Origin of the sequence: Billgrantia saliphila, assembly GCF_002930105.1 — a bacterium.
GTDB lineage: Bacteria > Pseudomonadota > Gammaproteobacteria > Pseudomonadales > Halomonadaceae > Halomonas > Halomonas saliphila.
This window is the reverse complement of the sequence record NZ_PJRN01000006.1, coordinates 130,967-155,651: the sequence shown is the minus strand read 5'-3', so window position 1 is coordinate 155,651 and position 24,685 is coordinate 130,967. Positions and strand designations below refer to the sequence as shown.

General features: G+C 66.8%; 23 protein-coding genes and 1 pseudogene. 8 read left to right on the top strand and 16 right to left on the bottom strand.

Annotation, left to right across the window (positions count from 1 at the left end; all coding sequences use genetic code 11):
* Nucleotides 1-25: 25 nt before the first annotated feature.
* Nucleotides 26-544, bottom strand: a complete 519-nt coding sequence (locus CYJ07_RS08880) for an Hcp family type VI secretion system effector (RefSeq protein WP_104203337.1) — start codon at nucleotides 542-544, stop codon at nucleotides 26-28.
* Nucleotides 545-859: 315 nt separating this feature from the next.
* On the opposite strand from CYJ07_RS08880, the pseudogene CYJ07_RS20590 reads away from it, so the two are divergent.
* Both CYJ07_RS20590 and CYJ07_RS08875 read left to right on the top strand, forming a co-directional pair.
* A pseudogene (locus CYJ07_RS20590) lies at nucleotides 860-1,235 on the top strand (GTP-binding protein); the annotation flags it as partial.
* 192 nt (nucleotides 1,236-1,427) lie between these two features.
* A complete protein-coding gene (locus CYJ07_RS08875; RefSeq protein WP_197038299.1) occupies nucleotides 1,428-2,732 on the top strand; it encodes a D-alanyl-D-alanine carboxypeptidase in 1,305 nt (434 codons plus the stop codon).
* Nucleotides 2,733-2,806: 74 nt separating this feature from the next.
* Here the strand turns inward: CYJ07_RS08875 and CYJ07_RS08870 are convergent, their stop codons facing one another.
* Genes CYJ07_RS08870 through CYJ07_RS08855 form a run of 4 tightly spaced genes read right to left on the bottom strand, consistent with a single transcriptional unit; the run spans nucleotide 2,807 to nucleotide 7,585 of the window.
* Entirely contained in the window at nucleotides 2,807-4,258 is a 1,452-nt protein-coding gene (locus tag CYJ07_RS08870; RefSeq protein ID WP_104203335.1) for an ABC transporter ATP-binding protein, read from the bottom strand.
* Nucleotides 4,255-5,082: an ABC transporter permease gene (locus tag CYJ07_RS08865; protein ID WP_104203334.1), complete on the bottom strand. Its 828-nt coding sequence runs from the start codon at nucleotides 5,080-5,082 to the stop codon at nucleotides 4,255-4,257. The genes CYJ07_RS08870 and CYJ07_RS08865 overlap by 4 nt, the downstream gene beginning before the upstream one ends.
* Nucleotides 5,079-6,062 carry an ABC transporter permease gene (locus tag CYJ07_RS08860; protein WP_104203333.1) on the bottom strand — a complete coding sequence of 328 codons (984 nt, stop codon included), beginning with the start codon at nucleotides 6,060-6,062 and terminating at the stop codon, nucleotides 5,079-5,081. The genes CYJ07_RS08865 and CYJ07_RS08860 overlap by 4 nt, the downstream gene beginning before the upstream one ends.
* Nucleotides 6,059-7,585, bottom strand: coding sequence for an ABC transporter substrate-binding protein (locus tag CYJ07_RS08855; RefSeq protein ID WP_104203332.1), 1,527 nt, complete (start codon nucleotides 7,583-7,585; stop codon nucleotides 6,059-6,061). The genes CYJ07_RS08860 and CYJ07_RS08855 overlap by 4 nt, the downstream gene beginning before the upstream one ends.
* Before the next feature lie 295 nt (nucleotides 7,586-7,880).
* Between CYJ07_RS08855 and CYJ07_RS08850 the strand changes: the two genes are divergently transcribed.
* Genes CYJ07_RS08850 through CYJ07_RS08840 form a run of 3 tightly spaced genes read left to right on the top strand, consistent with a single transcriptional unit; the run spans nucleotide 7,881 to nucleotide 11,603 of the window.
* The gene (locus tag CYJ07_RS08850) at nucleotides 7,881-8,339 is read left to right on the top strand and encodes a (2Fe-2S)-binding protein (protein ID WP_104203331.1); all 459 of its coding nucleotides are present in this window, start codon (nucleotides 7,881-7,883) and stop codon (nucleotides 8,337-8,339) included.
* An 11-nt stretch (nucleotides 8,340-8,350) separates the two neighbouring features.
* Nucleotides 8,351-10,606 (top strand): xanthine dehydrogenase family protein molybdopterin-binding subunit, encoded by a 2,256-nt coding sequence (locus CYJ07_RS08845; protein WP_104203330.1) that lies wholly within the window; start codon nucleotides 8,351-8,353, stop codon nucleotides 10,604-10,606.
* A gap of 4 nt (nucleotides 10,607-10,610) precedes the next feature.
* Nucleotides 10,611-11,603 carry an XdhC family protein gene (locus CYJ07_RS08840; protein ID WP_104203329.1) on the top strand — a complete coding sequence of 331 codons (993 nt, stop codon included), beginning with the start codon at nucleotides 10,611-10,613 and terminating at the stop codon, nucleotides 11,601-11,603.
* Between the two features lie 3 nt (nucleotides 11,604-11,606).
* On the opposite strand, the gene CYJ07_RS08835 is transcribed toward CYJ07_RS08840, so the two are convergent.
* A complete protein-coding gene (locus CYJ07_RS08835) occupies nucleotides 11,607-12,581 on the bottom strand; it encodes an AraC family transcriptional regulator (protein ID WP_104203415.1) in 975 nt (324 codons plus the stop codon).
* Between the two features lie 185 nt (nucleotides 12,582-12,766).
* Here CYJ07_RS08835 and CYJ07_RS08830 point away from each other — a divergent pair, with 185 nt between their 5' ends.
* Nucleotides 12,767-13,642, top strand: coding sequence for a DMT family transporter (locus CYJ07_RS08830; protein WP_104203328.1), 876 nt, complete (start codon nucleotides 12,767-12,769; stop codon nucleotides 13,640-13,642).
* 24 nt (nucleotides 13,643-13,666) lie between these two features.
* Here the strand turns inward: CYJ07_RS08830 and CYJ07_RS08825 are convergent, their stop codons facing one another.
* A complete protein-coding gene (locus CYJ07_RS08825; RefSeq protein WP_104203414.1) occupies nucleotides 13,667-14,545 on the bottom strand; it encodes a metal ABC transporter permease in 879 nt (292 codons plus the stop codon).
* A 43-nt stretch (nucleotides 14,546-14,588) separates the two neighbouring features.
* Nucleotides 14,589-15,380, bottom strand: a complete 792-nt coding sequence (locus tag CYJ07_RS08820; protein ID WP_104203327.1) for a metal ABC transporter ATP-binding protein — start codon at nucleotides 15,378-15,380, stop codon at nucleotides 14,589-14,591.
* A 208-nt stretch (nucleotides 15,381-15,588) separates the two neighbouring features.
* Between CYJ07_RS08820 and mntR the strand changes: the two genes are divergently transcribed.
* Entirely contained in the window at nucleotides 15,589-16,071 is a 483-nt protein-coding gene (gene mntR / locus CYJ07_RS08815; protein ID WP_104203326.1) for a manganese-binding transcriptional regulator MntR, read from the top strand.
* A 24-nt stretch (nucleotides 16,072-16,095) separates the two neighbouring features.
* On the opposite strand, the gene thiE is transcribed toward mntR, so the two are convergent.
* Both thiE and CYJ07_RS08805 read right to left on the bottom strand, forming a co-directional pair.
* Nucleotides 16,096-16,710 carry a thiamine phosphate synthase gene (thiE, locus tag CYJ07_RS08810; protein ID WP_104203325.1) on the bottom strand — a complete coding sequence of 205 codons (615 nt, stop codon included), beginning with the start codon at nucleotides 16,708-16,710 and terminating at the stop codon, nucleotides 16,096-16,098.
* A gap of 58 nt (nucleotides 16,711-16,768) precedes the next feature.
* Nucleotides 16,769-17,197, bottom strand: coding sequence for a C40 family peptidase (locus CYJ07_RS08805; protein WP_231489587.1), 429 nt, complete (start codon nucleotides 17,195-17,197; stop codon nucleotides 16,769-16,771).
* Between the two features lie 226 nt (nucleotides 17,198-17,423).
* Between CYJ07_RS08805 and gloA the strand changes: the two genes are divergently transcribed.
* Complete coding sequence (gloA, locus tag CYJ07_RS08800) at nucleotides 17,424-17,957, top strand: lactoylglutathione lyase (protein ID WP_104203323.1); 534 nt, start codon at nucleotides 17,424-17,426, stop codon at nucleotides 17,955-17,957.
* Nucleotides 17,958-17,970: 13 nt separating this feature from the next.
* On the opposite strand, the gene CYJ07_RS08795 is transcribed toward gloA, so the two are convergent.
* The 6 genes from CYJ07_RS08795 to CYJ07_RS08770 form a co-directional block, all read right to left on the bottom strand.
* Nucleotides 17,971-18,708, bottom strand: coding sequence for a DODA-type extradiol aromatic ring-opening family dioxygenase (locus CYJ07_RS08795; RefSeq protein ID WP_104203322.1), 738 nt, complete (start codon nucleotides 18,706-18,708; stop codon nucleotides 17,971-17,973).
* A gap of 83 nt (nucleotides 18,709-18,791) precedes the next feature.
* Nucleotides 18,792-19,235, bottom strand: coding sequence for a DoxX family protein (locus CYJ07_RS08790; RefSeq protein WP_104203321.1), 444 nt, complete (start codon nucleotides 19,233-19,235; stop codon nucleotides 18,792-18,794).
* Nucleotides 19,236-19,314: 79 nt separating this feature from the next.
* Nucleotides 19,315-20,232, bottom strand: coding sequence for a LysR family transcriptional regulator (locus CYJ07_RS08785; RefSeq protein ID WP_104203320.1), 918 nt, complete (start codon nucleotides 20,230-20,232; stop codon nucleotides 19,315-19,317).
* A 21-nt stretch (nucleotides 20,233-20,253) separates the two neighbouring features.
* Nucleotides 20,254-21,414, bottom strand: a complete 1,161-nt coding sequence (locus tag CYJ07_RS08780; protein ID WP_104203319.1) for a lipocalin-like domain-containing protein — start codon at nucleotides 21,412-21,414, stop codon at nucleotides 20,254-20,256.
* Nucleotides 21,411-23,915, bottom strand: coding sequence for an ABC transporter permease (locus CYJ07_RS08775; RefSeq protein WP_104203318.1), 2,505 nt, complete (start codon nucleotides 23,913-23,915; stop codon nucleotides 21,411-21,413). Before CYJ07_RS08775 ends, CYJ07_RS08780 begins: the two co-directional genes overlap by 4 nt.
* Nucleotides 23,915-24,604: an ABC transporter ATP-binding protein gene (locus tag CYJ07_RS08770; protein WP_104203317.1), complete on the bottom strand. Its 690-nt coding sequence runs from the start codon at nucleotides 24,602-24,604 to the stop codon at nucleotides 23,915-23,917. The genes CYJ07_RS08775 and CYJ07_RS08770 overlap by 1 nt, the downstream gene beginning before the upstream one ends.
* Nucleotides 24,605-24,685: the final 81 nt, after the last annotated feature.

The following is a 24,685-nucleotide window of genomic DNA, read 5'->3' as shown; positions in this document are numbered from 1 at the left end:
AGCGGACGGGCGGGGCAGGCGGCGATCAGGACTCGATCGGGGCGCGCCAGTCGTCGGAACCGGAAGTGCCGGCGACGGTGTGTTCCCAGTCGATCTTGCGATAGGCCAGGGAGACATCCATCAGCTGGGTGAACTCGGCCTTGTTCATGTCCTGGGCGTGCGGCATGCGCAGGTTGATGTCGACGATGGTGGCGTCGGTCAGGCTGGTGGTGAAGAAGTGCTCTTGCTTGCCCTCGACGGAAGTGCGGTACCACTTCAGCTCGACGTTGGGCAGCATTTCGCCGGAAGCCAGCGCGTTGTACATCAGCGGGACGGCCTTGTTCAGCGCCACGGTGAAGACGAACGGCTTGTGTGCGCGCTGACCGGAGGGCTGGCCTGACTGCGGGTCGGTGGGCACGGTGACGACGTGCTTGAATTCCTGGACCAGCATCTCGTCTTCGTGGCCTTCCACGTAGATGTTGCCCACGGAATCCGGGGTGAAAGCGCCAGCGGTGATGTTGCCCTGGGTTTGACCTTCGATGCTGATGTAACAAGGTGTCGGCATGAGTCTGCTCCTTGACGAAGTGAGAGAAGTGTCCCGATGGACAGAGCTAGAAGAGCAGAAACCGTGCCTGTTTTTATTTTATCCATATAAATCATGTATTTAATTTAATTAGGTGAAGTGTGCTAATTAAAATTAGGCAACAAGTTGCCTGAATCGAGCAAGAAATTGCCCCGATGGGCAACTTGTTGCCTAAGTCGATTTGGCTCCAGCGGGGCCCAGAGAGAGAACCCAGCGATTGCGGCTTGCCTGGGAATAGACGCGCTTTTTCGCGAAAGATCGGTCAGGCGCTTCGGCGTTTCGAGGAAGAGAGTGCGGCTTCTACACGGTGACTGGTTCGGCGGTCATCTGCGATCGAGAGGATTCTTCTGGCTCGCTACGAGGCCGCAACTTGCCGGTCAGTGGAGCTAGGCGGGCGGCATTGCCCGTTACGGCTTCGCCGCATGTTCTGGAAGGCGGTGCCCGAATCGCGCTGGCCCTCGGACCCCGAAGCCGAGCCTATATCCTGGAGCAGTGGCAGGAATTCTTTGGCGATATGCGCCAGGATCTAGGGTTCATCCGATAGCGCCTCGAGCAGATGAGGATTCGCCAGGCATTGGACGAATGCCTGCTGAGCGATGACGAGTTGGCGAGCGGTCGCCGAACTTGGGAGACATTGTCCGATCCCTTTTCGGCCTGTGAGTTGCCCGAATGAGCATCGAGCAGGCGATTGTAAATCTTTATTACGATTTGTTTAATTAACGGTCGGTTGATGGAAGCGCTCGGTATATCAACAAAAAAACCCGTTATTCCGCCTGTTAAGCGTTCCGTTTAGTCGCCATACTGGGGCAAGACCCGCTTCAGAATCGGGCCATAGGGAATCACAAGGGAACCAGAGGTGTCCGTCATGCGCTCCTCCAACCGACACAACCTCGGTGTGGCCGTTTTTTTATTGTTCTGTTTTCAGTTGTTGGCAATCGGTGCGGCGCAGGCCAATCCCCGCTATGCGTCCATCGTAATCGATGTCGAGAGCGGTGACGTGTTGCATGCGGAGAATGCCGATGCCACACGCTACCCCGCGTCGCTGACCAAGATGATGACGCTCTATCTGCTGTTCGAGGCGATAGAGAGCGGTAACGTCCGCCTGGATCAGCCGCTGACGGTATCGTCCCATGCGGCCTCGATGCCGGCTTCGAAGCTGTGGCTCTCTCCCGGCAGCACGATCAGGGCCGAGGAGGCGATCAAGGCCCTGGTGGTGCGCTCCGCCAATGACGTCGCCGTGGTGGTGGCAGAGGCCTTGGGCGGTACGGAGGGCAACTTCGGACGTATGATGACACAGCGCGCCCGAGAGTTGGGCATGCCGGATACCGTTTTTCGCAATGCTTCGGGCCTGCCCGACAATGCCCAGGTCACCACGGCACGTGACATGGCGACCCTGTCGATTCGCCTGATGCAGGATTTTCCCCATTACTATCATTACTTCTCGACCCAGAGCTTCACCTACCGCGGGAAGACCCATACCAGCCATAACCGGCTGGTGCGCAACTATCCGGGAGCCGATGGGCTTAAGACCGGCTTCATTCGCGCCTCGGGCTTCAACGTGGCGACCTCGGCAATACGTAACGACCGCCGCATCGTCTCCGTGGTGATGGGCGGGTTCACCGCTGCCTCGCGCGATACTCATATGGCCGACCTGCTGGACCGCGGCTTCGCCAGGCTCTCGATGTTGCAGCGGGGCGACTGGATAGCCCGAGCCGATGTGCTGGGCGATCACATGGACCTGGAGGAGAGCCCACCGGCTTTGGCCGCGCAGTTGGCTTCGGCGAGCACGAGCGATAGCGTCCGAAGGGAAACCACCGAAGCCGAGCAGCGGCTCTCCTTCCAGTCCGAGATGGGCATCGAGATGGGCTCCGCCGACGATCCGATTCGCGTCCTCATCGACCGTGCCGATTCCGCTCGGCCCGCCGCTGGCGGTTGGGCGGTGCAGGTGGGGGCCTTCAACAACGCCGATCAGGCGCGCAGCCTGGCAGCTCGGGCTGCCGACCAATTGGCTTCCCAGCTAAGCGGTGTACGCGTTTCCGTTGCCGAAGCGGAAGGCGAACAGCGAGTCTTCCGCGCTCGGCTGGTCGACCTGCAGGAGAACGTGGCCCACTCCGCTTGCCGCAGCCTGCGCGAGCGGGGCATGGACTGCATGGTGGTTGCCCACAACTGAAACGGCTGATCTGCGCGATCCCAGCGACGCCCCGCAATGCGGGGCGTCGTCGTTTCTGAAGCTGGCTCCCCCGATTACGGCGTGACCAGGCTCGGTCCGGTCGCGGTCACGCTTGCCCCCGCGTAGTCCGCTTCCCCCAGCGTTAGCGTGCGGTCGCATACCCGCTCGATCAGTGCCGGGTCGTGGCTGACCAGCATCAACCCGCAGCGACGTTCGCGTGCGAGTTCCACCAGTAGCGCCAAGGTCTGCTGCTGGGTGATGGGGTCGAGTCGCGAGGTGGGCTCGTCGGCGAACAGAAAGCAGGGCTCCAGCAGCAGGATGCGCAGGATGGCGAAGCGCTGCAGCTCGCCTCCAGAAATCTCGCCAGGGCGACGGTCGAGCAGGCGCTCGTCGAGCCCCAGGCCCGCCATCAGCGGGGCGATGGCGCTGCGCACCAGGCGATGGCGCTTGACCAGGTCGTTCAGCAGGCGTTGAAGGCTCCAGTGCGGCGAGAAAGCCGCTGGCGGATCCTGGTACAGTTTCTGAAAGCCGAGCCGGTGGCCGTCGGTACGCTGAATGTGACCTTCATCGGGGCGGGTGATGCCGAGCAGCATGTCGCCCAGGGTGCTTTTGCCGCAGCCGGAGGGGCCGACCACGCCGACGATCTCCCCGGGATGAACACTCAGGTTCAATTCGCGAAATAGCTCTCTCCCGCCACGCGCCTTGGCCAGGCCGTGGGCGGTCACCACCGCTGCGCTCGCGCGTGCGGCCAGCGGGGCGGGCCGCGTCCAGCGGCCGGGTTCGGCGGCCAGCAGCCGCTGGCCGTATTCGCTGTGTGGGTGAGTGAGCACTGGCTGGGCGGGGCCGCGTTCGACCACTCGGCCTTGGCGCAGGATGACCGCTTCGCCGCCCAGTCGACGGGCCACGTCGATGTCATGGGTAATGGTGAGCAGCACACCGCCTCGCGCCGGGGTGCGGGCAAGCAGTTCCACTACGGCGTCTCGACGCGGTGCGTCGAGCCCCTTGGTGGGCTCGTCGGCGATCACGATGGGTGCGCCCCCGGCGCTCGCGGCGGCAAACGCCACGCGTTGTGCCATGCCGCCGGAGAGTTCGCCGGGCAGTTTGCTGCCGGCCTCCGCCAGGCCCAGTTCGGTGAGGTCGGCCCAGGCGGCCGTGGCCGCTTCACGCGGAGTGCGCCCGGCCACATAGCGATGGCTTTCGGCGATTTGTCCGGCGGCGCGCATGGTCGGGTCCAATGCATGCCAGGGCTCCTGGGGTAGCAGCGCCAGGCGGCGGCCCCACAGGGCGCGACGCGAGGCGCCGTTGTCGGCCTCGAAGCGCTCACCGTCGATGACGAGCCGGCCGCTGGCGTCGAGCCCTCGCGGCAGGGTGCCCATGATCGCCTGGGCGATCAGGCTCTTGCCCGAGCCGGTCTCGCCGAGCAGGGTCAGGCGCTCGCCCGGGGCAAGCTCGAGCGAGAAGGGGGCGATGGTCACGCCATCGCCCTGGATCGTCAGGTCGTCGACCCGAAGTAAGGATTTGCTCATCGCGGATCCTTCCCAGCCAGCAGGTTCAAGCTGAGAACCAGTACGAACAGCACCAGAATCGGCTGGGCCATGGCCCAGGGCGCCTCATGGTAGTAGGGCAGCAGCTCGATCATCATCAGCCCCAGTTCCGCGGTGGGCGGGCGCAGTCCGACGCTGACGAAGCCCAGCGCGGCCATGGCGAGGATCGCGCTGGCGGCGCCGAAGGCGGCCAGGGTCAGCACCTGCGGGGCGAGTTCCGGCCACAGATGTCGGCGGAACAGGTAACCGAGGCCGAAGCCGAGCAGGCGACTCGCCTCGAGCTGGGGCGAGGCCGCCAGCGCACGGGTGCGGGCGCGCACCACGCGGAAGTATTCGATCCACAGCACCAGGGCGATACCCACGTAGAGCGCCCAAAAGTTGCCCGGGGCGATGGCGGCCAGCAGCAGCACCAGCAGCAGGCCGGGCAGGGCCAGGCACGCATCGGCGATGCCGCTCAGGACACGATCGAGCCAGCCGCCGCGCCAGCCAGCGATCACGCCGAGGAGAATGCCCGGTAGGGCGGCGGTGATCACGCTGAGGAGTGCCATGCCGAACGACAGGCGTATGGCGGCGGCGAGCCGTGCCAGCAGGCTGCGCCCGAGATGATCGGTGCCCAGCGGTTCGGCCAACGCGGGCGACTGCAGGATACGCGTGAGTTGCTGACGCGCGGGGTCGGCATCGTACAGCCAGGGCACGCCCCAGGCGAAGGCCAGCAGCAGGCCGAGCAGCAGGGCGCCGAGCGCTTGGCGGCCGCTGAGTGCCGGAATGGGCCAGGCGCGGGTTACGTGTGCGGTGAGGGTCGTCATGCGGTGCGCCTCCGCGGGTCGAGCAGGTGGCAAACGAGATCCACGAGAGTATTGAGGACTACGAACAGCAGCCCCATGACCAGAGCGGTGCCCTGTATCATCGGCACGTCGCGGGCGACGATGGCGTGTACCAGGGCGTGCCCGATGCCGGGCCAGGCGAACAGCGTCTCGACCACCACCACGCCCTCGATCAGATAGACCAATTGCACGCCGAGATAGGCCACCACCGGTACCGCGGCATTGCGCAGCCCGTGGCGCAGGAAGCTCAGTCGCTCCCCCAGTCCCTTGGTGCGCGAAAAGGCATAGTAGGGCGCCTGGGCGACATCCGCCATGGCGTTGCGCGCGACCCGGCTGGACACCGCCGCCAGGGCCAAGGCCAGGGTCAGCGCCGGCAGAATTGTATGCGCGGTGCGGCCGTGGCCGGCGGCCGGCAGCCAGCCGAGCGTCACCGAGAAGACCAGGACCAACACCAGGCCCACGGCGAACGGTGGCAGCGCGCGCAGGACGCTGGCCACGACCTCGCTGATTCGATCGAGCGCGCCTTTCGGCCTGAGCCCGGCGGCCAGACCCAGCGGCGGGCCGATCAGCAGCGACAGCAGCACCGCGGCCAGAGCCAGACCCAGCGAGTGGCCGAGCTGATGCCCAAGTTCGCGCATCACCGGCTCGCCGCTGACCAGCGAGCGGCCCAGGTCGAAATTCATCAGGTCCCACAGCCAGCCGAAGTAGGCGTTGAGCGCCGGTTGGTCCAGCGCCAGCTCGGCGCGTACCGCCTCGGCGGCATGGGTATTGACCATGTCGTCGCCGTAGCGCCCCGCGGCGATACGGTAGGCCATGTCGCCGGGCAGGGCGCGGGTCAGTACAAAGGTCAGCGTGCCCACCATCCATGCCACCAGGCCGGCCTGGAACAGGCGCGGCGCCAGTACTCCTCCGAGACCCGACGTCCAGCGCCGCGTAGCGCTCGGGGATAGCGCACGGCTCATTCGGCCCACCTCAGCTCGTCGATCCGGTAGCTACGCTCCAACGGGTCGATGGAGAAACCCTCCACGGCGGTGCTCACCGCCGCGGTCTGCTGGTACCAGGCGATGGGCACCACCGGCATTGCCTCGTTCAGGCGGCTTGCGACGCGCTGTGCCAGCTCGGTCCGGGTATCGGGGTCGGCATCTTGGCGCAGGGTATCGAGCCAGCCGGCCAGGTCGGCGTCGCGCCAGCCCATGGCACCCCAGTCGCCGCCCATGTCGTCCGGGTCGGTGCCGAAGTCTTCGATCAGGGTGCCGAGCGGGTCGGGCACCAGGCCGTAGTTGCGGGCCATCAAGCCCAGTTCGAGGCTGCCGTCACGATGGCCGGAGGGAATTTCACTGCTGTTGCCCACCGCCACGTCCAGTTCGACGCCGAGTTCGCGCCACTGGTCCTGCAAGGCGGTAGCCACGAGCGGCAGTTCGGGGCGGTCGGAGAAGGTACGCAGGGTCAGGCGGAACGGCTCGCCGTCACGCTCGAGAATGCCTTTGCTTCCCATTTCCCAGCCCAGCTCGTCAAGCAGTTCGCGGGCTTGCGCGAGGTCGCGCGCGGCGGCGGCATCGAGCCCCAGGTGCCATGGGCCGAGCGCAGCGGGAAACAGCTCGGGGGCGGCGGCCTCGGGATGGCGCAGCAGGCCCGTGGCGATACCTTCGCGATCGACGGCCAGGCTCAGCGCCCGGCGCGCGCGCGGGTCGTCAAGGTAAGGGTGCTCGGCATTGGCCTTGAACACGATGGTACGCGGCAGCGGCTCGGCGTGCAGGGTCAGATTGGCACTTCGGCCCAGCCTGGCACGGCTCGCTGGATCGAGGGTAAAGACCACATCGGCATCGCCGCTTTCGGCCATTAGCGCCCGGGTTTCGCCGCGCCCGACGGCTAGATAGCTGGCGCTGTCGATGGCCGGCGCCTCGCCCCAGTAGTCGTCGAAGCGCGCCACGCTCAGGCGCTGCGGTGGGGCCAGCGTTTCTACCCGGTAGGGCCCGGTGCCGATCATGCGCTCGACGCGGCCCGCCTCGGCGTAGGCGTCGGGCGCGAGAATCAGAGTCGAGGAGTGAGACAGCAGTGCCGGCAGCAGGGCGAAGGCGCTCTCCAGTTCGATCACCACGGCATCGCCATCCGCGCGAATGGCGTCGATGGGCGCCGCATCGAGCATGCCCGGCTTGGCCAGGGCGTGTTCGAGACTCGCTGCGACGGCCTCGGCGGTAAGCGGGCTGCCGTCGTGAAAGGTGACGTCGTCGCGCAGGGTGAAGCGCCAGCGGCGGCCATCCTCGCTCTGCTCCCAGGCCGTGGCGAGCCCGGGTGCCGGCTGGCCCGCGTCATCGGTATCGACCAGGGTTTCGGCAACGCGCATGCGGGCGTACACATAGCCCGAGGTCGAGGGATCGGCCCCGGTGATCTCCCAGGGGGCGACCACGTTCAGCGGGCGGTCGGCGGCGGCTGACAGGGGTAGCAAGGCAAGGCCAAGGAGAAGGGAACGAGAGAGGCGCGGCATTGCAGGATCTTCCTTGCAGGGTTCGATGAAAAAGACGATGAGTGAGCTTGAAAAGAGACTATATAACATAACATGAGCAAGGTTTGGCGAGTCACTCCATCCGATACGACGAGAAGGGGCGGTCACCCAACTCTGGCGCAACAGGATCAGGCAATGATTCGCCATTAATGGGCTAATCCTCACGAAAGCGGCCTTTCTATACTCTGGCGTAGCCTCGAGTATCGAGGCGGCAGAGGTGACGTGGCATTGCCACCCAGCATCGTTGCCTATAACCAAAAAAAGCGTGAGGAATCCCATGGCGACCCTGACCATCAATGGTGAATCCCATCAGCTCGACGTACCCGACAACATGCCGCTGCTCTGGGCCCTGCGGGATGTCGTGAAGCTAACCGGGACCAAGTACGGTTGCGGCATGTCCCTGTGCGGCGCCTGTACCGTGCATCTCGACGGGCAAGCGATCCGCTCGTGCACCACGCCCGTTTCCGCCGCCGTCGGCAAGGAGGTGACGACCATCGAGGCGATCGGCGAGGACCGCGTCGGTAAAGCCGTGCAAGAGGCATGGCGGCAGCGCGACGTGGTGCAGTGCGGGTATTGCCAGTCCGGCCAGATCATGTCGGCCGTGGCCCTGTTACGCGACAATGCCGACCCCAGCGACGACGATATCGATTCCGCCATGAGCGGCAATATCTGCCGCTGTGCGACCTACGTTCGCATACGTGCCGCGATCCATGACGCCGCCGAGAACCTGGCCTAAGGAGTGTTGGAATGGGAATTCTCAAGCATGCGCCAGCGTCCGAGCAGGCAGCCGTGGGCGTCGTCAACGTCAGCAGGCGTCGCTTTCTGCAGGGCTCTGCCGGCCTGGTATTGGGACTTTACCTGGCGCCGCTGGTGCTGAATGGCAGTCGGGCCGAAGCTCAAGAAGGCGCGGAGGCCGACTTTGAGCCCAATGCCTTCGTGCGGATTGCCGCCGACGGTACCGTCGTCGTCCTGGCCAAGCACCTGGAGATGGGGCAGGGCACCTATACCGGTCTCGCCACGCTGGTGGCCGAGGAGCTGGACGCGGACTGGAGCCGGGTGAGAGTGGAAGGCGCCCCCGCCGATGCCGAGCGCTACAAGAACCTGGCCTTTGGCATGCAGGGCACCGGGGGTAGCACGGCCATCGCCAACTCCTACGAGCAGATGCGTACGGCCGGCGCCACGGCCCGCGCCATGCTGGTGGCGGCCGCCGCCGAACGGTGGGGCGTCTCCGCAGAGGAGATCAGCGTCAGACAGGGCGTGGTACGGCATGAAGCATCAGGACGCGAAGCGGGCTTCGGCGAGCTTGCCGAGGCCGCTGCCGAACTGCCGGTACCGCAGGAGGTAACGCTCAAGGATCCCGAGGATTTCACCTTGATCGGGACGCTGAACACGCCGCGCACGGATAGTGCCGGCAAGACCGACGGCAGCGCCATCTTTACCCAGGACTTCACCCTGCCCGGCATGCTGGTGGCCGTGGCGGCGCACCCGAGCCGCTTCGGTGCCCGTGTGGTGAGCTTCGACGACACCAAGGCCAGGGAGGTGCCCGGCGTCGTCGGTGTCGTGCAGTTCGCCGGCGGACCACGGCGCTTCGAGGGCGTGGCGGTGCTGGCGGAAAACACCTGGGCGGCAAGCCAGGGGCGCGATGCGCTGGAGATAGAGTGGGACGACAGCCAGGCCTTCTCGTTGGGCAGCGACGAGATCATGGCACGCTACCGCGAACTGGCCGAGCAGGAAGGGGCGGTGGCGGCACAACATGGCGACGTAGCCGCGGCGTTCGCCGAGCCAGCGACCCTGGTCGAGGCCGACTACGAGTTTCCCTACCTCGCCCATGCGGCCATGGAGCCGATGAACTGCCTGGTCGAGCTGGGCGACGAGCGCTGCGACATCTGGAACGGTGAGCAGTGGCAAACGATGGACCAGCAGTTGGTGGCGGAGCTGTTGGGCATCGCCCCGGAGAACGTCAGCCTGACGCAACTGTATGCCGGGGGCAGCTTCGGCCGGCGTGCCAACCCGCACTCGGATTTCGTGCTGGAAGCGGTCTCGATCGCCATGGCCGCGCGTGAGCAGGGTATCGATGCCCCGGTCAAAATGGTCTGGATGCGTGAGGACGATACTCGCGGCGGCTACTACCGGCCGATGAATTTCCACCGCGGACGCCTGGCCCTCGATGCCGCCGGCCAGTTGGTCGCCTGGCACCAGCGCCTGGTCGGCCAGTCGATAATGACGGGTACCGCCATGGAATCCTTCATGGTGGAGAACGGGGTCGACGCGACCTCGGTCGAAGGCGCCGCGAACCTGGCCTACGACGTGCCCAATCTGCAGGTGGAGCTGCATACGCCGGATGATATCGGCGTGCCGATCCAATGGTGGCGCTCGGTGGGGCATACGCATACCGCGTTTTCGACGGAGTGCCTGATCGATGAGGCGGCGGTCGCCGCCGAGCAGGATCCGGTGGCGTTCCGCCGCGCGCTGCTGAGCCAGCATCCCCGCCACCGCGGGGTATTGGATCTGGTGGCGGAGAAGGCCGGCTGGGATCAGCCGCTCGAGCCCGGCGGCGAAGGGCAGCGGCGCGGCCGCGGGGTCGCCGTGCACGAGTCCTTCAACTCCTTCGTCGCGCAGGTCGCCGAGGTCACGGTCGAGGAAGACGGCAGCTATCGCGTCGATCGGGTCGTGTGTGCGGTGGATTGTGGGGTTGCCGTCAATCCGGACGTGATCGCGGCGCAGATGGAGGGCGGGATCGGCTTCGCTCTGGCGGCCGCGCTGCATGGCGAGATCACTCTGGAAGAGGGTGTCGTGCAACAATCCAACTTCAATGACTATGAAGTGTTGCGCATCAACGAGATGCCGGCGGTGGAGGTGCACATCGTGCCGTCGACCGAAGCCCCCACCGGGGTCGGTGAGCCGGGTGTGCCACCGCTTGCCCCGGCCGTGGCCAATGCACTCTTCGATGCGAGCGGCGAGCGGTTGCGCAAGATGCCGTTCGCCCGGCGACTCTCGGTCTAGCCCCATGCAACATCTCGATCTCGAAGTGATTGAGAGCGGCATCCGCTGGAGCCGTGCGGGCGAAACCGTGTGGCTGTGCACGGTACTGGCGACCTATGGCTCGTCTCCCCGCGCGCCGGGATCGTTGCTGGTGGCGCGTCGGGACGGACGTTGTGCCGGCTCGCTCTCGGGAGGCTGTGTCGAGGAGGATTTCCTGTCGCGGCTCCAGGCCGGCGATTTCCAGGCGCCCCTGCAGGTGGTCCGTTACGGCGAATCGTCGGACGATCAGCAGCGCCTGAAGCTGCCCTGCGGCGGCATCCTCGAGGTGCTGATCGAGCGCTGGCCGGCAACGCCGGACACGTGGCAGCACCTGGCCGCGTTGCAGGAGGCGCTGCACGGCCAGCAGCGATTGATTCGCGAGGTCGATCTGACCACGGGCGAGGTCGACCTGCAGACCGACGATCCGCCGGCCAGTGTCGGCAGTGACAAGGGGCGACCGCGCGTCGAGCGAGAGAATGAGCGTGTGCGAATCCGCATCGGCCCGTCGCTGAGGCTGGTCGTCGCGGGAGTGTCGCCGGCCTCGGTCGCGTGCGCCGAGTTCGCCCGTATCCTGGGCTTCGAGGTCGTGGTCTGCGACCCGCGCAAGGAGGAGATCGAGGCCTTCTCCGTCGCGGGTGTCGAGCTACGCCCGGTGCTGCCGTCGATGTATCTCGCCGACGTAGGCTGTCACGCCTCGACGGCCGTGGTGGCGCTGACCCACGATCCGCGTATCGATGACCTGGCCATGATCGAAGCGGTGCGCACGCCGGCTTTCTATATTGGCGCGATGGGCTCGCGCCAGACCTCCGCGGCACGCGCCGAACGCCTGTTGCGCTCGGGTGGGCTCAGCCGCGAGGAGATCGCACGCATTCACATGCCGATCGGCCTCGATATCGGCAGCAAGACGCCCGCCGAGATCGCCCTGGCGGTCATGGCCGATATCGTACGCATCTACCATGGCAAGCCGCGTAGCGTCTGAGCGCTACCACGCCGGGCTGGCCAGCTGGTTTCCCGTGGCCACTTCTCGCTGCTGGGCGACTTCCTGGTTGGGCGGCGCGCCGAACAAGCGACGATATTCGCGGCTGAATTGAGACGGGCTGTTGTAGCCGACCCGATGGCTGGCCGTCGAAGCGTTCACCCCTTCGCTCAGCATCAATCGGCGCGCCTCGTGCAGGCGCAGTTGCTTCTGGAACTGCAGCGGTGACATCGACGTCAGGTCCTTGAAGCGATGATGGAGCGTGGACGGGCTCATATGCACCGTCGCGGCCAGATCCTCGATGCGCAGTGGCTCGGCGTAGCGCGACTTGAGCAACTGGATGACCTCGACGATGGATCTGCCCTGTCCATTGATGCCGGCGAGATCGCGCAAGCGATGTCCCAGTTCGCCGCACAGTACCCGGTAATGGATCTCGCGCAGTATCAGCGGTGCCAGCGCCGGAATGTCGTGGGGCGTATCCAGCAGGCGCACCAGGCGAAGCAACGCATCGGTCATCGAGTCGGACATGCGCGCGACGAACAGGCCGCGGCGCTCGTCGCTGTCGTTTGCCGGCTCGCCCGGATCGTACTCCAGGAGCAGCTCACCGAGCATGGCAAGATCGATGTCGAGCCGCGCACACAGGTAGGGTACCTGCGGGCTGGCCTCGATGATCTGGCCGGTAACCGGCAGGGCGAGGGAAACGACCAGGTAGTGCAGCGGGTCGTAGATGAACGGCTGGCTGGCCAGTTCCATGCGCTTGCGGCCTTGTATCGCCACGAACAGGCTGGGCTCGGTGACGCATGGCATGGGGGCCGTCGTCTCGCTGACGCGGATCAGCGTCAGCGGCGCGATGGCGGAGCGGAAGAAGCCATCCTCGGGCGCCAGGTGTAGCGCCCTGCGGGTCAATTCCGACTGATATAAGCGTTCGGCCGGGGCGATCTCCGGGCTAGTGTTCAGGTCGTGAACTGAATGATCCGTCATGGTCATGTTCCCTTTCGGCACAGTTTGTACCTTACTCCTTCCATTAAACCATGCGCCAGACCTGCTGCAGGTCGCTCCTGAAACTCAGCGGAAGCGTTATTGGCATCGCCCGGGGCTCCGGAGTCCGCTATGTTAGGGTGTCGATTTTTTGCACCGATAAGGTGCAGGCCAACAGGGAGGAACGTATGTCGCCGTCGTTGCGGGGCATTCTGTACATGTGCGCCGGTGTGCTGTGCCTCGCCATCGGCGATGCCATCGCCAAGTGGCTGGGCGAAGTGCATTCACCACTGCAGATCATTTTCTTCCGCACCCTGGTATCGCTGCCGCTGATCGCGCTGTTGGCCCATTACGGCGGCGGGCTCACCAAGCTGCGCACCCGTCGCCCCGGGGTGCATCTGGTACGTGGCCTGATCTACACCGGTACGATGTTCTTCTTCGTGCTCGGCCTGACGCTGCTGCCCCTGGCCGAGGCCACGGCAATCGCCTTCGTCGCCCCGCTATTCGTCACACTGCTGTCGGTGCCGCTGCTGGGCGAGAAGATCGATCCTCCGGTCATGGCGGCGTCCCTGCTCGGCTTCGTGGGGGTGCTGGTGGTGGTGCGCCCCGGCGGCGACGCCTTTCATCCCGGGGCGCTGGCGCTGTTGGCGGCAGCCGTCTTCTATGCGCTGATGATGATCACCGCGCGCCGCTATGGCGCCACCGAGCATCTCTGGGCCATGGTCTTCTACATGACGCTGGTACCAATGCTACTGACCGCCGTGGCGCTGCCGTGGGTATGGCAGACCCCCCACCCCTGGCATTGGTTGGGTTTCCTCGGGGCGGGGATCATCGGGGTGGGGGCCACGGCCTTCATCACCATGGCCTTTCGTCATGCGCCGGCGGCCATCGCCGCGCCTTTCGATTACACCGCCATGCTGTGGGCGGTGCTGCTGGGCTGGTGGTTCTGGGGCGAGATGCCTGACGTCTGGGTGTTCGTCGGCAGTGCACTGATCGTCGGCAGCGGCCTGGCGATCGCCTACCACGATCGCCGAACCACTCTGAAGCGTCGTCCCACTTCATAGCATCACCGGGCCTGGATAGAGCGTTCAGGCCTGGGCATGCCCCAGGCGCCAACGGCGCCAGTAGCCGGCGATCAGGCCATGCTTGGGCGCCGCCAGCAGGACGAGGCAGAAAAGGGCCGTCGCCACCAGCACGATGGCGGCTCCCGAGGCGATATCGAAGGTCACCGAGAGCTGCAGCCCGACCACGGCGGAGGACACGCCGATCGCCACCGAGATTGTCAGCATGGCCGGGAAACGGTCGGTGAGCAGGTGAGCCGTGGCGCCGGGAATGATCAGCATCGCCACCACCAGGATGATGCCGACAGTCTCCAGGCTGACGACGATGGTCAGCGTCAGCAGCAGGATCAACCCGTAGTGGATCATGCCGGTGCGAAAGCCCAGCGCCTGGGCCTGCAACGGATCGAAGGCGTAGAGCAGCAGCGGACGGTAGGCTAGCCAGATCGCGGCCAGTACCAGGAGGCTGGCCAGCAGCGTCAGGGCCACGGCGGTCGGTTTCACCCCCAGCACATTGCCGAACAGGATATGCATCAGATGCGTGCTGGAAGCGATCTTGCTGATGATCACGATACCGACCGCAAAGGCGGCGGTGAACATCAGCCCCATGGCCGCATCCGCCTTGAGGCGAGTATGGCGCTCGAGGGCGCCGATGCCCAGCGAGGTCAGCGCGCCGGTGATGAAGGCGCCGACGAAGAAGGGCCAGCCCAGGAGGTAGGCCATGGCCACGCCGGGCAGCACGGCATGGGAGATGGCATCGCCCAGCAGCGACCAGCGCTTGAGTACCACGTAGCACGAGAGCAGCCCGCAGATCGCCCCCACCAGCATGGAAGTGATCAGAGCGCGCTGCATGAACTGGTATGCGAACGGGGCCGCGACGCTCTCGGGCAGCAGGTCGACCGCCATCATCAGCAGCGCGGCCAGCGCCTCGACGATATCCAGGCTCAGGCCTTCAAGCGGCGACACGCACACCTCCCGCCAGAGGCTCGGGTTCGCTGCTGGTCGCCAGGCGAGCCAGCATGGCGTCGCTGAGCATGTCGTCGGGCGTGCCCATCCCCACCACCGTGCGGTTGATCAGCAGCACGTGATCGGCCTGGCGCCGCGCACTGGGCAGGTCATGGGTCACCATGATGACGGTACGGCCGGCGCGGCGTTCGCGTTCCAGCGTGGACAGGATCAGCGCCTCGCTGGGCGGATCGACCCCTGCCAGGGGTTCGTCGAGCAGCAGTATCTCGGCCTGCTGAGCCAGGGCCCGGGCCAACAGGACCCGTTTCTTCTGGCCGCCGGAAAGTTCACCGATGGGGCGCGAGGCGTAGTCGGCCATGTCCACCGCGTCGAGGGCGGCCTCCACCGCCTCCCGATGGCTCGGGTGCGACCAGCGCATCGGCAGCAGCCGTTGCCAGAGCGGATCGTGACGCATCAATCCATAGCGGCCGGTCATCACCGTTTCCCTCACCGAGATGGGAAAATCCCACTCCATGTTCTCGCGCTGGGCCATGTAGGCGATGCTTCCCGCCCGGCGCTGCGACTCGGCGCTCCTGCCCAGCACCTCGATCTCGCCGCGCAGCGGAGCGAGGTTGCCGATCACGATGTTGAGCAGACTCGACTTGCCGGCCCCGTTGGGCCCGACGATGGCCGTCCACTGGCCTTGAGGCAGCGATAGCGAGACATCGCTGAGCACGACCTGTCGATGATAGGCCGCGTACAGATTCCTTGCCTGGATCGCCGGGGCGAGCTCACTCACGTTGGCCTCCTGGGATCTCGTCGCCGTTGCTGGCTGCCGCGTCGACCCATTCCGGGCGGACGTGAACGCGCCATGTCGCTTTCATTTCAATGTAGGGACTTTTTAAGCGTGCAGCAAATATCTTAGCCGAGGTTAACTTGTAGGGTAAGCAGAAACCCTGGCGGGCGTACGGTTGCTGCCATCCTGGCAGTTGCCCTATATTGGCCCGATGACCGATACCCCGTACGACTCGCCTGCCATCAGCCTTTGCAAGGCGGACGCCTTGCCGCCGAGCGAGCAGCATGCGCAGCAATACGCCGCCGTGCGCAACGCTCACGAGACCGAACTGCTGGAAGATTACGTGGAGCTGATCGCCGACCTGCTGAAGCATCAGGGGGAGGCGCGCTCGACGGATGTTGCCCTGCGCATGGGGGTCAGCCAGGCCACCGTGTCGAAGACGGTCACGCGACTCAAGAGCCTGGGCCTGGTGGCCAGCAAGCCCTACCGTTCACTCTTCCTGACCGAAAAAGGCGAGGCCATGGCGCGCATGTCGCAGCAGCGCCACACCACCGTGCTGCGATTCCTGCGCGCCCTGGGCGTGAGCGATCACACCGCGCGCATCGATGCCGAGGGGATGGAGCACCACGTCAGCCAGGAGACCCTGGACATCATGGAACGCTTCATTCGCGACAAGGCGCATCAGCGCACCTGATCCCCTCGCTTCGTCTACCATTTGCTACTTCGCGAAGAACGCTCGTGCGGCAGCTTCCGGGTCGGGCTGCCCGCAGATCGCCGAGATTACCGCTGGGCCCTCGGCGCCGGCGGCGCGTACCCGGGTCGCATGCTCGGCCTTGAGGCCGCCGATGGCCACCGCCGGTAGCGGGCTCGCCGCCACCAGCGACGCGAGGCCTTCGAAGCCCAGTGGCGCGGCGTGGTTCCGTTTGGTCGAAGTGGCGAACACCGGGCCCAGGCCGAGGTAGTCGAGCGGAGCCGGATCGAGGCGAGAGAGCTGCTCGTGGTTCTGTATCGAGAGCCCGAGAATGGCTCGCTCGCCCAGCGCACTGCGGGCGGCGGCCACGTCGCCATCGTCCTGGCCAAGGTGCAGGCCGTCGGCGCCGCTCTCCACGGCCACGGCCAGGCGATCGTTGACGATCAGCGGCACACCGCTGCCGGCCAGCGCCATCTTGAGGCGTCTTGCCTGGTCGATCATCTCGGCATCGGAGGCGTGCTTGTCGCGCAGTTGTACCAGCGTCACGCCGCCACGCACGGCGGCTACCACGGTCTCCACCAGGCCATGCCTGGCACAAAGCTCCGGGTCGGTCACTAGATAAAGGGAAAGATCGAGGCGCATGGGTCTCACCGAAAGAGGTAGGGGAATGCCTCGATCATACTAGCCCCTCGAGGTGGCGTCAGGGCGCGGGACTTGCGGCGCCCAGGAAACGCTCCTGCCAGTAGGCGACGTCCAGGGGCACGCTGACCACTTTTCGGCCGCGGCCGGGGGCGTGAATCATCTGGCCGTTGCCGCGGTAGATGCCGACATGGGTGGCCTTGCGTCGGTCACCGAAGAACAGCAGGTCGCCGGGCTGGGCCTGCTTCACGGTCGGCAGCGCGCGGTACTGGGCATCGGCGGTGCGCGGCACCTTGATACCCGCCGAGCGGTAGGCCATTTCCACCAGCCCCGAGCAGTCGAGTCCCGCCGGAGTATTGCCTCCCAGGCGATAGGGTGTGCCCAGCGCCTCCTTGGCGGTGGCCAGGATCAGGGCGCGTTCGATGGAGAGGGCCTCCTCGCCGGGGTGCGGGTCGCGCACGGCCAGATCGCGGCTGGCACAGCCGGCCATGAGCGCCAGCAACAGCACCCACACCGCAGCGCGGCCATGACGCCACAGGCAGCACGGGTCGTTGGGACGGGGCCAGGGTTGGGTCGGCATGGGGTTCGCTCGTCGATTGCCTGCGTTCCCCTACTCTAGCGCGCGGCGTGGCGGAGTGGCAGTCATCCCCGGCTGGAAAAAAACCGAGACGGGTCGCATCATCGTTATACCCGATACGACGAACAAGGAGAGTCGCATGAGCTTCAGGGGTGAACGGCATCCGGGCGTGAAGACGCCCTCCGCGGATTCCATGGGCTTCCGTCTCAATCACACCATGCTGCGGGTCAAGGATCCGGAGAAGTCGTTGGCCTTTTATACCGGCATATTCGGCATGCGCGTGCTGCGCCGGCTCGACTTCGAGGAGCTGGGCTTCTCACTCTACTTCCTGGCCAAGCTGGACGAGGATGTACAGGTGCCGGAAGACGCCCAGGAGCGTACCGTGTGGACTTTCCGTCAGACGGGCCTGCTGGAACTCACCCACAACTGGGGCACCGAGACCCAGGACGACTTCTCCTACCACGACGGCAATGCCGAGCCCCAGGGCTTCGGCCATATCTGTTTCTCGGTGCCCGACCTGGAAGCCGCTGAGGCCTGGTTCGATGCCAGCCGGGTTACCTTCGTCAAGCGTTCGGACCAGGGCAAGATGAAGAACGTGGTGTTCGTCAAGGACGTAGATGGCTACTGGATCGAGGTGGTCCAGGCCGACCGCCTGGCGCAATTGGGCGATTGACGACCCCACGCGTTCAAGCGAAGGCGTAGACATCCATCGCCAGCACGCCGTGTTCGATGCTGTGGTGGATACGGCTCGCCTCGCCGCCCGCACCCAGCGCTACCAGCAATGGCTGGAAGTGCTCGGGGGTGGGGTGGTTGCGTCGCGCCTGCGGTGCCGCCTCCCACTCGAACAGAGCCGTGCGCTCGCCGCTCGTCAGCTTCTCGTGTATCCAGTCTGAGAACTCGCCGACCCAGGCCGGCATCGGCGTACCCTGCGCCTGCATCTCGGCCAGGTTATGGGTCAGGCTGCCCGAGCCGATGAACAGCACGCCTTCTTCCCGCAGTTTTGCCAGTTTCTCACCCAGGGCCACCAACTCCCGATTCGACCAGGTGACCGGCAGCGACAGCGACACCACCGGCACGTCGGCGGCGGGAAACATCAGCGACAGCGGCACCCAGGCGCCGTGGTCCAGGCCGCGCTCCACCGGCACGGCGTTGAGCGTTCGCGCCAGCCTCATGGCCAACTCAGGCTCGCCCGGCGCCGGGTACTGGCATTCGAAGAGCGCGCGGGGAAAGCCGCCGAAGTCGTGGATGGTCTCGGGGCGCGCGCTGGTGCTCACCTGCAGGCGCTCGCTGGCCCAGTGGGCTGATACCACCACGATGGCCTTGGGCGAGAGCGTCGGGCCGAGCTTGCGCAGGAAGTCGTGTGCCAGCCCCGGGGTGAGGGCCAGCATCGGCGAGCCGTGGGAAATGAACAGGCTGGGCAACATGGCGATGCTCCTCGAGGACTGGCGCCGCGGGGCGGCGCCACCGGATGAATGACAGAGGTGGGTGACAGTAGAGCGAATGGCGTTCAGGCGAAGCGACGATTGAGCACGAGGCTACCGCTGCCCAGCCCCGCCTGCACCAGCAGCGTGACGGCCCAGAACACCGGATACTCCCAGCCGCCGCCCGGGTTGGAGAAGACCCAGCCGTTGCCGGCATGGACCCAGGCGGCGCCGAGCAGCACCGGAATCAACGCCAGGCTCACCCAGCGAGTGTAGACGCCGAGCAGCAGGGCCAAGCCGCCGCCGACCTCGGCGAGGATGGTCAGGTAGGCGACGAAGCCGGGCAGGCCGAGCGACTCGAAATAGCCGACGGTGCCAGGCACGGTGAAGACGAACACCTTGAGCAGGCCGTGGGCCAGCGCCATGACGCCGAGCGAGATACGCAACAGGGCGGCGGCGTGGGCTTGTAGGGCCTGGGCAGGAACATTGTCGGCCAGGATGGGGCTGGCCTGTGTGGCTTGCGCTTGCATGGGGTGGGCTCCGTATCGTGTCAGGGGTATCGACACTGTACGTTGCACATGTCTTGGGATAATCACGGAAAGAGGCACTTCACTGTTGCTCAATAGGCGACAATCCCATTTCCCGCTCCCATTCGGGGGGATCCCCCCAGGCATCGGCCAGGAAGTCGAGCAGGCGGTCGACCTTGGCCGGCAGGTGGCGCCGCGCTGGGTAGACGCCATAGATCCCCAGCGTCGTTGACGGCGCGTCTGTCAGAAGCGGCACCAGGCGTCCGCTCTTGATGCTCTCGGTCACCAGAAAGCTCGGCTGCTGGGCGATACCCAGCCCGGCTTCGGCGGCCTGGGTCAGCACGTCACCGTTATTGCTCTCCAGCGGGCCCTGCACGGCGAGGCGTCGCCCACCCAGGTTCCAGTCGGTGCCGCTGGACGTCCGGTAGCGCAGGCAGTGATGCTCGGACAGCGCCTCAAGCTCGCGTGGCTCACCGAAGCGGGCCAGGTAGTCCGGCGATGCGCACAGCAACAGGCGGCAGCGTGCCAGGCGGCGTGCCACCAGGCTGGAGTCGGGCAGTTCGCCGATGCGGATCGCCAGGTCGTAGCCTTCCTCGAGCAGGTCCACGCGACGATCATTGAGGTCCAGGCGTACCTCCAGCGCCGGGTGTTCGCGCATGAAGCGGGAGACCTGCGGAGCGAGGAAGCGCGTGCCGAAGGACATCGGCCCATTGAGGCGCAGCCGGCCGCAGACCTCGGTGCTACCGGCGCCCAGTTCGGATTCGGCTTCTTCCAGTGCCTGCAGGATGCCCTGGGCGCGAGCCAGGTAGCCCTCGCCCGCTTCGGTGAGATGCAGGCGCCGCGTCGTGCGCTGCAGCAGGCGCACGCCCAGGTGGCTTTCGAGCTCCATGATCATTCGCGAGACCCGCGTTCGCGACAGGTCGAGAGCTTCCGCTGCGCGGGTATAGCTGCCCAGCTCGGCGACACGCACGAAGGCGGTCATGGCATCCAGCAGGTTCATGGCGTCTCTCCTCGCGCCGCGTCAATAGCCGGTCATTTCCAGGTAACCGACGCCCAGCGGCTCGCCGTCGGCATTGCGGGCGATCACTTCACCTTCCCAGTAGGGCACGCTGGTGGTCATCCAGCGTTCGGCATGAGGCGCCTCGACGATCAGCTCGAGCCCGACGCCGGGGATCTTCAGGTGCCAGCGTAGGGGCACCTCGCGCCCCACGACCTGCTGTGTTTCGAGCGGCGTCATGACGAGTTCGTCCGGCGCAAGCGCGGTGGGTTCACCATCGGGGGCGATCCAAGTGCCCGAGCGGTAGTCGCCGCCGTCCTCGCCGCCGCCGCGCAGTTGAAAAGCCATCAGTTTCTGTCCGCTCTCCAGGTGCAGCGAGAACCAGTCCCAGCCCCGCTGCTCTGCCCCCAGCAATTGGCTGCTCCATTCGCGGTCGAGCCAGCCGTGCCCACTCACCGCGCGGGTCTCGCCGTCCAGCGTGACGTCGCCTTCGATGCGCCAGAACGGCTGGCTGTAGTACATCGAACCAGAGGAGATCGAGCCTTGGCCGTCGGCCGACTTCTGGCTGAAGCCGGCTTCGCCATGCAGTACCAACGGCCCCTCGGCGGTAAGCGTCAGATCGTAGCCGAAGCCGCCGTGTTCGTCGTCCTGCCGGGCCGATAGCGAGAGTTCGGCGAAGGTATCCTCGTTTCGGGACTCGTCTGATGTCTCGATACGGCTGGCCAGCTGCCAATGATCGATCCAGGCACGAAACGGTTCGGCAACGGCTCCTGCCTGGCCGTTTTCATCGGCACTATGGCTCCGGGCGAAGCGCTCCGCCACCCGGTGGGTGTCGCCCCGGGAGACCGCCATGTGCGCCATCCACAGCTGGTCGGCTGCCCAGGGGCTGGGCTCGGGGCGTCGGTCGGGGGGAGTGAGCGCCTGGCGGAACAGTGTCCACTGCAAGCCCAGCGGTTCGCCGCGCTCATCCTCGAGGTTGGCGGTGAGGTACCACCATTCGATGCGATAGTCCGGGTGGGCGGCGTGGTCCTCGGGGAAGCGCAGTTCTATGTCTGCGCTGGCCTGGGCGAAGTCGTCGGCTGCCTCGCCCAGCCCGGCGAAGCCGGCGGGTTCGCCGGGCGACGTTTCGTCGCCGCAGCCGACCAGCGTCAGCAGCAGGAGCGCGATACCCGGCCAAGGCCTCATGTGTCGCTCTCCTCTGCCAGCAGGGCGCGGGGCGGCGTACGCCACAGGCGGGCCGCTGGCAGCAGTGCGGCGAGCAGTGCCACCGCGGTGGCCGTCGCCAAAGTGAGGACGATGTCGCCGGTGAAGACGTGCAGCGGCAGGCGCCAGCCGAAGGCGGCCACGTTGATTATCGCCACCAGGCCCAGCGCGAGTACGCTGCCCAGCGGCACGGCGAGGGCGCCGACGGCTAGTGACATGCCGCCCAGCTGGGCCAACTGGATGGCGACCAATCGAGCACGTGGCACGCCCAGCGCCCACAGCGGGGCGAGCTGACGCCGGCGCTCCCGCGCCTGAGCCAAGAGACTCGCGAGCAGGGCCAGGGCGGCCACGCCCAGGGTCAGCACGCTCAGCGCCCGGGTGATGGTGAAAGTGCGCTCGAATATCTCAATGGACAGGCGTTTCACCTCGCGCTGGTCCACCAGGGTGTCGCTGCCGAGCGCGCGTTGGCGCAGTGCGTCACGCAACGCGGCCTCATCAGCGCCCTCAGCAAGTACGATGCCGATTGAGCTGGGCGCGGCGGCGAAACGTTCGGCCAGCTGTGGCGTGGCCAGCAGCACCTCGCCGCGGGTATTGCCGTAGTCGGGATAGACCGCCGCCACCGCGAGCGTCTCCCGGCCACCCGGTGCCGACAGCGTCACGCGGTCGCCCGGGGCCAGGTCCTGGTCGATGGCGAGCTGCTCGTTGACGAAGGCGGCCTCGCCCGCGGCGAAGGCCTGCCAGGCGTCGTCGCGACCGGCCTGGGTTGCGAGCAGCGGCCAGCTCGGCATCAGCGATTCTCCGGGGGTGATGCCGTAGAGACCGACCGGCAGGTGCGGCGTGCGCGCCCCGTCGGTTCCTTCGATCTCGAGCAGGGTGGCATCGGCATGGCGGGTCGGCAGCAGTTCGGCGACCTCGGGGCGCTCGGACAGCCACGCCTGTACCGCATCGAAGCGCTCAGGCGGCGGGCGCAGGTAGTAATCCGCTACCAGGCGCTGATCGAGCCAGTCGAGGAAAGTGAGGCGAAAGCCGCCGACCATGCTGCTCACGCCCAGGTTGGCGGAGAGCGCGATCAACAGCGCCATCATCGCCAGTGCCAGCCGCGGCAACTGAAGCTGCAGGTCGGCCATCGCCCATTGTGCCAGCGGGCGGCGACGCACCAACTGGCCGAGCCCGGCCAGCGCCAGGGCCAGCAGTGGCGATAGCAGCAGGGCGCTGGCCAGCAGCAGCGCAGCGATCAGACCGAAGCCGGCAAGCAGCCCTTCACCGGGGGGCTGGCGCACGAGCCACGCCCACAGGACGAGACCGGCCGCCGTAACAGCGCCGCCCGCCAGAGCCATGCCGCGTAGCTGGCGCACGAAACCGGCGCGCCAGGCCTGGGCCTGACCCAGCCCCAGCACGCTCAGCTTCGAGGCCCGCCACAGCACGCCGCTGCCCGCCAGCAACAGGCCGCCCAGGGTGACGCCGAGCCCGCCGAACCAGTAGTGCCAAGGAAGGTTGAGCGTGACCGCCACCTCGGCGCCGTAGAGGCTGCCCAGGGTGGCCGCCACGTCGGGCAGCAGTACGCGTGCCAGCCACACGCCGCTGACGATCCCGGCCACGGCACCGGCGAGCCCCAGCAGTAGCAACTCCAGCGCCAGCAGGCCGACCAGGGCGCGCCCCGACAAGCCTAGTGCCCGCAGCGTACGCAGCATGCCCAGGCGCTGCTCCAGTGCCAGGCCCAGCGCCGCCTGAACGATGAACAGCCCCACCACCAAGGCCAGCAGCGCCATGGCGGTGAGGTTGAGGTGGAAGCTCTCGGTGAGCTGGCCGGGCGAGACCAGGGTGTCGGCCGGGGTCAGCACCAGCCCCGCGGGCGCGCGTTCGAGCTCACCGGGCGCGGTGACGAGTCGGGACAATCGTTCCTCGCTATCGAGCAGGGCCGCCGCGGCGGCGATATCCATCACCAGGGTGCCAGGCGGCAGCGCGGGCGTCAGCACCAGCGGTGGCAGCCGTCCTTCGTCCAGGCGCGGCTCGGCGCCGGTCGCCTCGCGGGCGTTCACGCTCAGAGTGGGCAGGGTGTCCGGGGCGACGCGAGTCTGCCACGGCGGGGTGAGAAAGGCGGTCAGCTCGCCCTGGCTCGAAGACGAAGCATCGGCGAAGGCGCTGTCGCCGGGCAAGGTGAGGGGATCGATGCCGATCACGCGCAGCTCGGAGCCATCGGGCGCCTCCAGCGCGCCCTCGAGCAACGGCGAGACGGGCAGGCCGGCGCGGCGCAGGCGCAGGAAATCGGCGCGAGTCAGCGGCTCGCCGTCGCGGCGTTCCAGGCGGTCGAGTCCGGTGGTGAACAGCGCCTCGGCGCGGGCGTAGCTGTCGCGGGCCGAGGCGTTGATCGCCTGCACGCCGCTCCACAGTGCGCCGGCCACCCACAACCCCAGCAGCAGCATGGCGAGCTGGCCGGGGTGGCGCCGGTAGTGCGATAGAAGCGTCGCCAGGGCGGTCAGCATCAGCGGTGGCTCGTCGGTCGATCGTCTGTGGCGAGCGGGTCGAGCCGGCCGTGGGTCAGGCGCAGGCAGCGGTCCAGCGGGGCCGCCACTTGGGGGCTGTGGGTCACCATCAGCAGCGCACTGCCGGCCTCGCGCACCAGATCCAGCAACAGCTCGAGCACCTCGCCGGCGGTGGTCTCGTCGAGGTTGCCGGTGGGTTCGTCGGCGAGCAGCAGGGCGGGGCGCGGCGCCAGGGCGCGGCCGATGGCCAGGCGCTGCTGCTGGCCGCCCGAGAGCTGCTCGGGGTAGCGCCGCTCCAGGTCGGAAAGGCCCAGCCGCTGGACCAGATGCGCCGTCCACTCGGCACGCTCGCGCCCGCCCAGCCGCGCCTGCAGGCGCAGGTTGTCTAGCACGCTCAGGCTCGGCACCAGATGGAACTGCTGGAAGACCAGCCCCAGGGTATCGCGGCGCAGCCGGGCGCGGGCCGGCTCGTCCAGTGCGGAAATCGAACGGCCGGCAACGAGCACCTCGCCGGCATCCGGCAGGTCGAGCCCCGCCGCCAGGTGCAGCAGGGTCGACTTGCCGCTGCCGGATTCGCCCATCAGTGCCAGGCTCTCGCCGCTACCCAGGCGCAGGTCGACCCCCGCGAGCACCGTGAGCGGCCCCTGGGGCGTGGCATAGGTCTTGTGAACCTGGCGGAATTCGAGCATGGCGGCTCCCGTCGATGACACTTCGATGATTCCATGGTCGCAGGGTGTCTAACCCAAGCTGCGGGTAACTTATCATGACGG

Excerpts from the sequence above, each read along its gene's own strand:
- CYJ07_RS08880 (WP_104203337.1), bottom strand. The coding sequence starts at position 544 with ATGCCGACACCTTGTTACATCAGCATCGAAGGTCAAACCCAGGGCAAC.
- CYJ07_RS08875 (WP_197038299.1), top strand. The coding sequence starts at position 1,428 with ATGCGCTCCTCCAACCGACACAACCTCGGTGTGGCCGTTTTTTTATTG.
- CYJ07_RS08870 (WP_104203335.1), bottom strand. The coding sequence starts at position 4,258 with ATGAGCAAATCCTTACTTCGGGTCGACGACCTGACGATCCAGGGCGAT.
- CYJ07_RS08865 (WP_104203334.1), bottom strand. The coding sequence starts at position 5,082 with ATGACGACCCTCACCGCACACGTAACCCGCGCCTGGCCCATTCCGGCA.
- CYJ07_RS08860 (WP_104203333.1), bottom strand. The coding sequence starts at position 6,062 with ATGAGCCGTGCGCTATCCCCGAGCGCTACGCGGCGCTGGACGTCGGGT.
- CYJ07_RS08855 (WP_104203332.1), bottom strand. The coding sequence starts at position 7,585 with ATGCCGCGCCTCTCTCGTTCCCTTCTCCTTGGCCTTGCCTTGCTACCC.
- CYJ07_RS08850 (WP_104203331.1), top strand. The coding sequence starts at position 7,881 with ATGGCGACCCTGACCATCAATGGTGAATCCCATCAGCTCGACGTACCC.
- CYJ07_RS08845 (WP_104203330.1), top strand. The coding sequence starts at position 8,351 with ATGGGAATTCTCAAGCATGCGCCAGCGTCCGAGCAGGCAGCCGTGGGC.
- CYJ07_RS08840 (WP_104203329.1), top strand. The coding sequence starts at position 10,611 with ATGCAACATCTCGATCTCGAAGTGATTGAGAGCGGCATCCGCTGGAGC.
- CYJ07_RS08835 (WP_104203415.1), bottom strand. The coding sequence starts at position 12,581 with ATGACGGATCATTCAGTTCACGACCTGAACACTAGCCCGGAGATCGCC.
- CYJ07_RS08830 (WP_104203328.1), top strand. The coding sequence starts at position 12,767 with ATGTCGCCGTCGTTGCGGGGCATTCTGTACATGTGCGCCGGTGTGCTG.
- CYJ07_RS08825 (WP_104203414.1), bottom strand. The coding sequence starts at position 14,545 with ATGATGGCGGTCGACCTGCTGCCCGAGAGCGTCGCGGCCCCGTTCGCA.
- mntR (WP_104203326.1), top strand. The coding sequence starts at position 15,589 with ATGACCGATACCCCGTACGACTCGCCTGCCATCAGCCTTTGCAAGGCG.
- thiE (WP_104203325.1), bottom strand. The coding sequence starts at position 16,710 with ATGCGCCTCGATCTTTCCCTTTATCTAGTGACCGACCCGGAGCTTTGT.
- CYJ07_RS08805 (WP_231489587.1), bottom strand. The coding sequence starts at position 17,197 with ATGGCCGGCTGTGCCAGCCGCGATCTGGCCGTGCGCGACCCGCACCCC.
- gloA (WP_104203323.1), top strand. The coding sequence starts at position 17,424 with ATGAGCTTCAGGGGTGAACGGCATCCGGGCGTGAAGACGCCCTCCGCG.
- CYJ07_RS08795 (WP_104203322.1), bottom strand. The coding sequence starts at position 18,708 with ATGTTGCCCAGCCTGTTCATTTCCCACGGCTCGCCGATGCTGGCCCTC.
- CYJ07_RS08790 (WP_104203321.1), bottom strand. The coding sequence starts at position 19,235 with ATGCAAGCGCAAGCCACACAGGCCAGCCCCATCCTGGCCGACAATGTT.
- CYJ07_RS08785 (WP_104203320.1), bottom strand. The coding sequence starts at position 20,232 with ATGAACCTGCTGGATGCCATGACCGCCTTCGTGCGTGTCGCCGAGCTG.
- CYJ07_RS08780 (WP_104203319.1), bottom strand. The coding sequence starts at position 21,414 with ATGAGGCCTTGGCCGGGTATCGCGCTCCTGCTGCTGACGCTGGTCGGC.
- CYJ07_RS08775 (WP_104203318.1), bottom strand. The coding sequence starts at position 23,915 with ATGCTGACCGCCCTGGCGACGCTTCTATCGCACTACCGGCGCCACCCC.
- CYJ07_RS08770 (WP_104203317.1), bottom strand. The coding sequence starts at position 24,604 with ATGCTCGAATTCCGCCAGGTTCACAAGACCTATGCCACGCCCCAGGGG.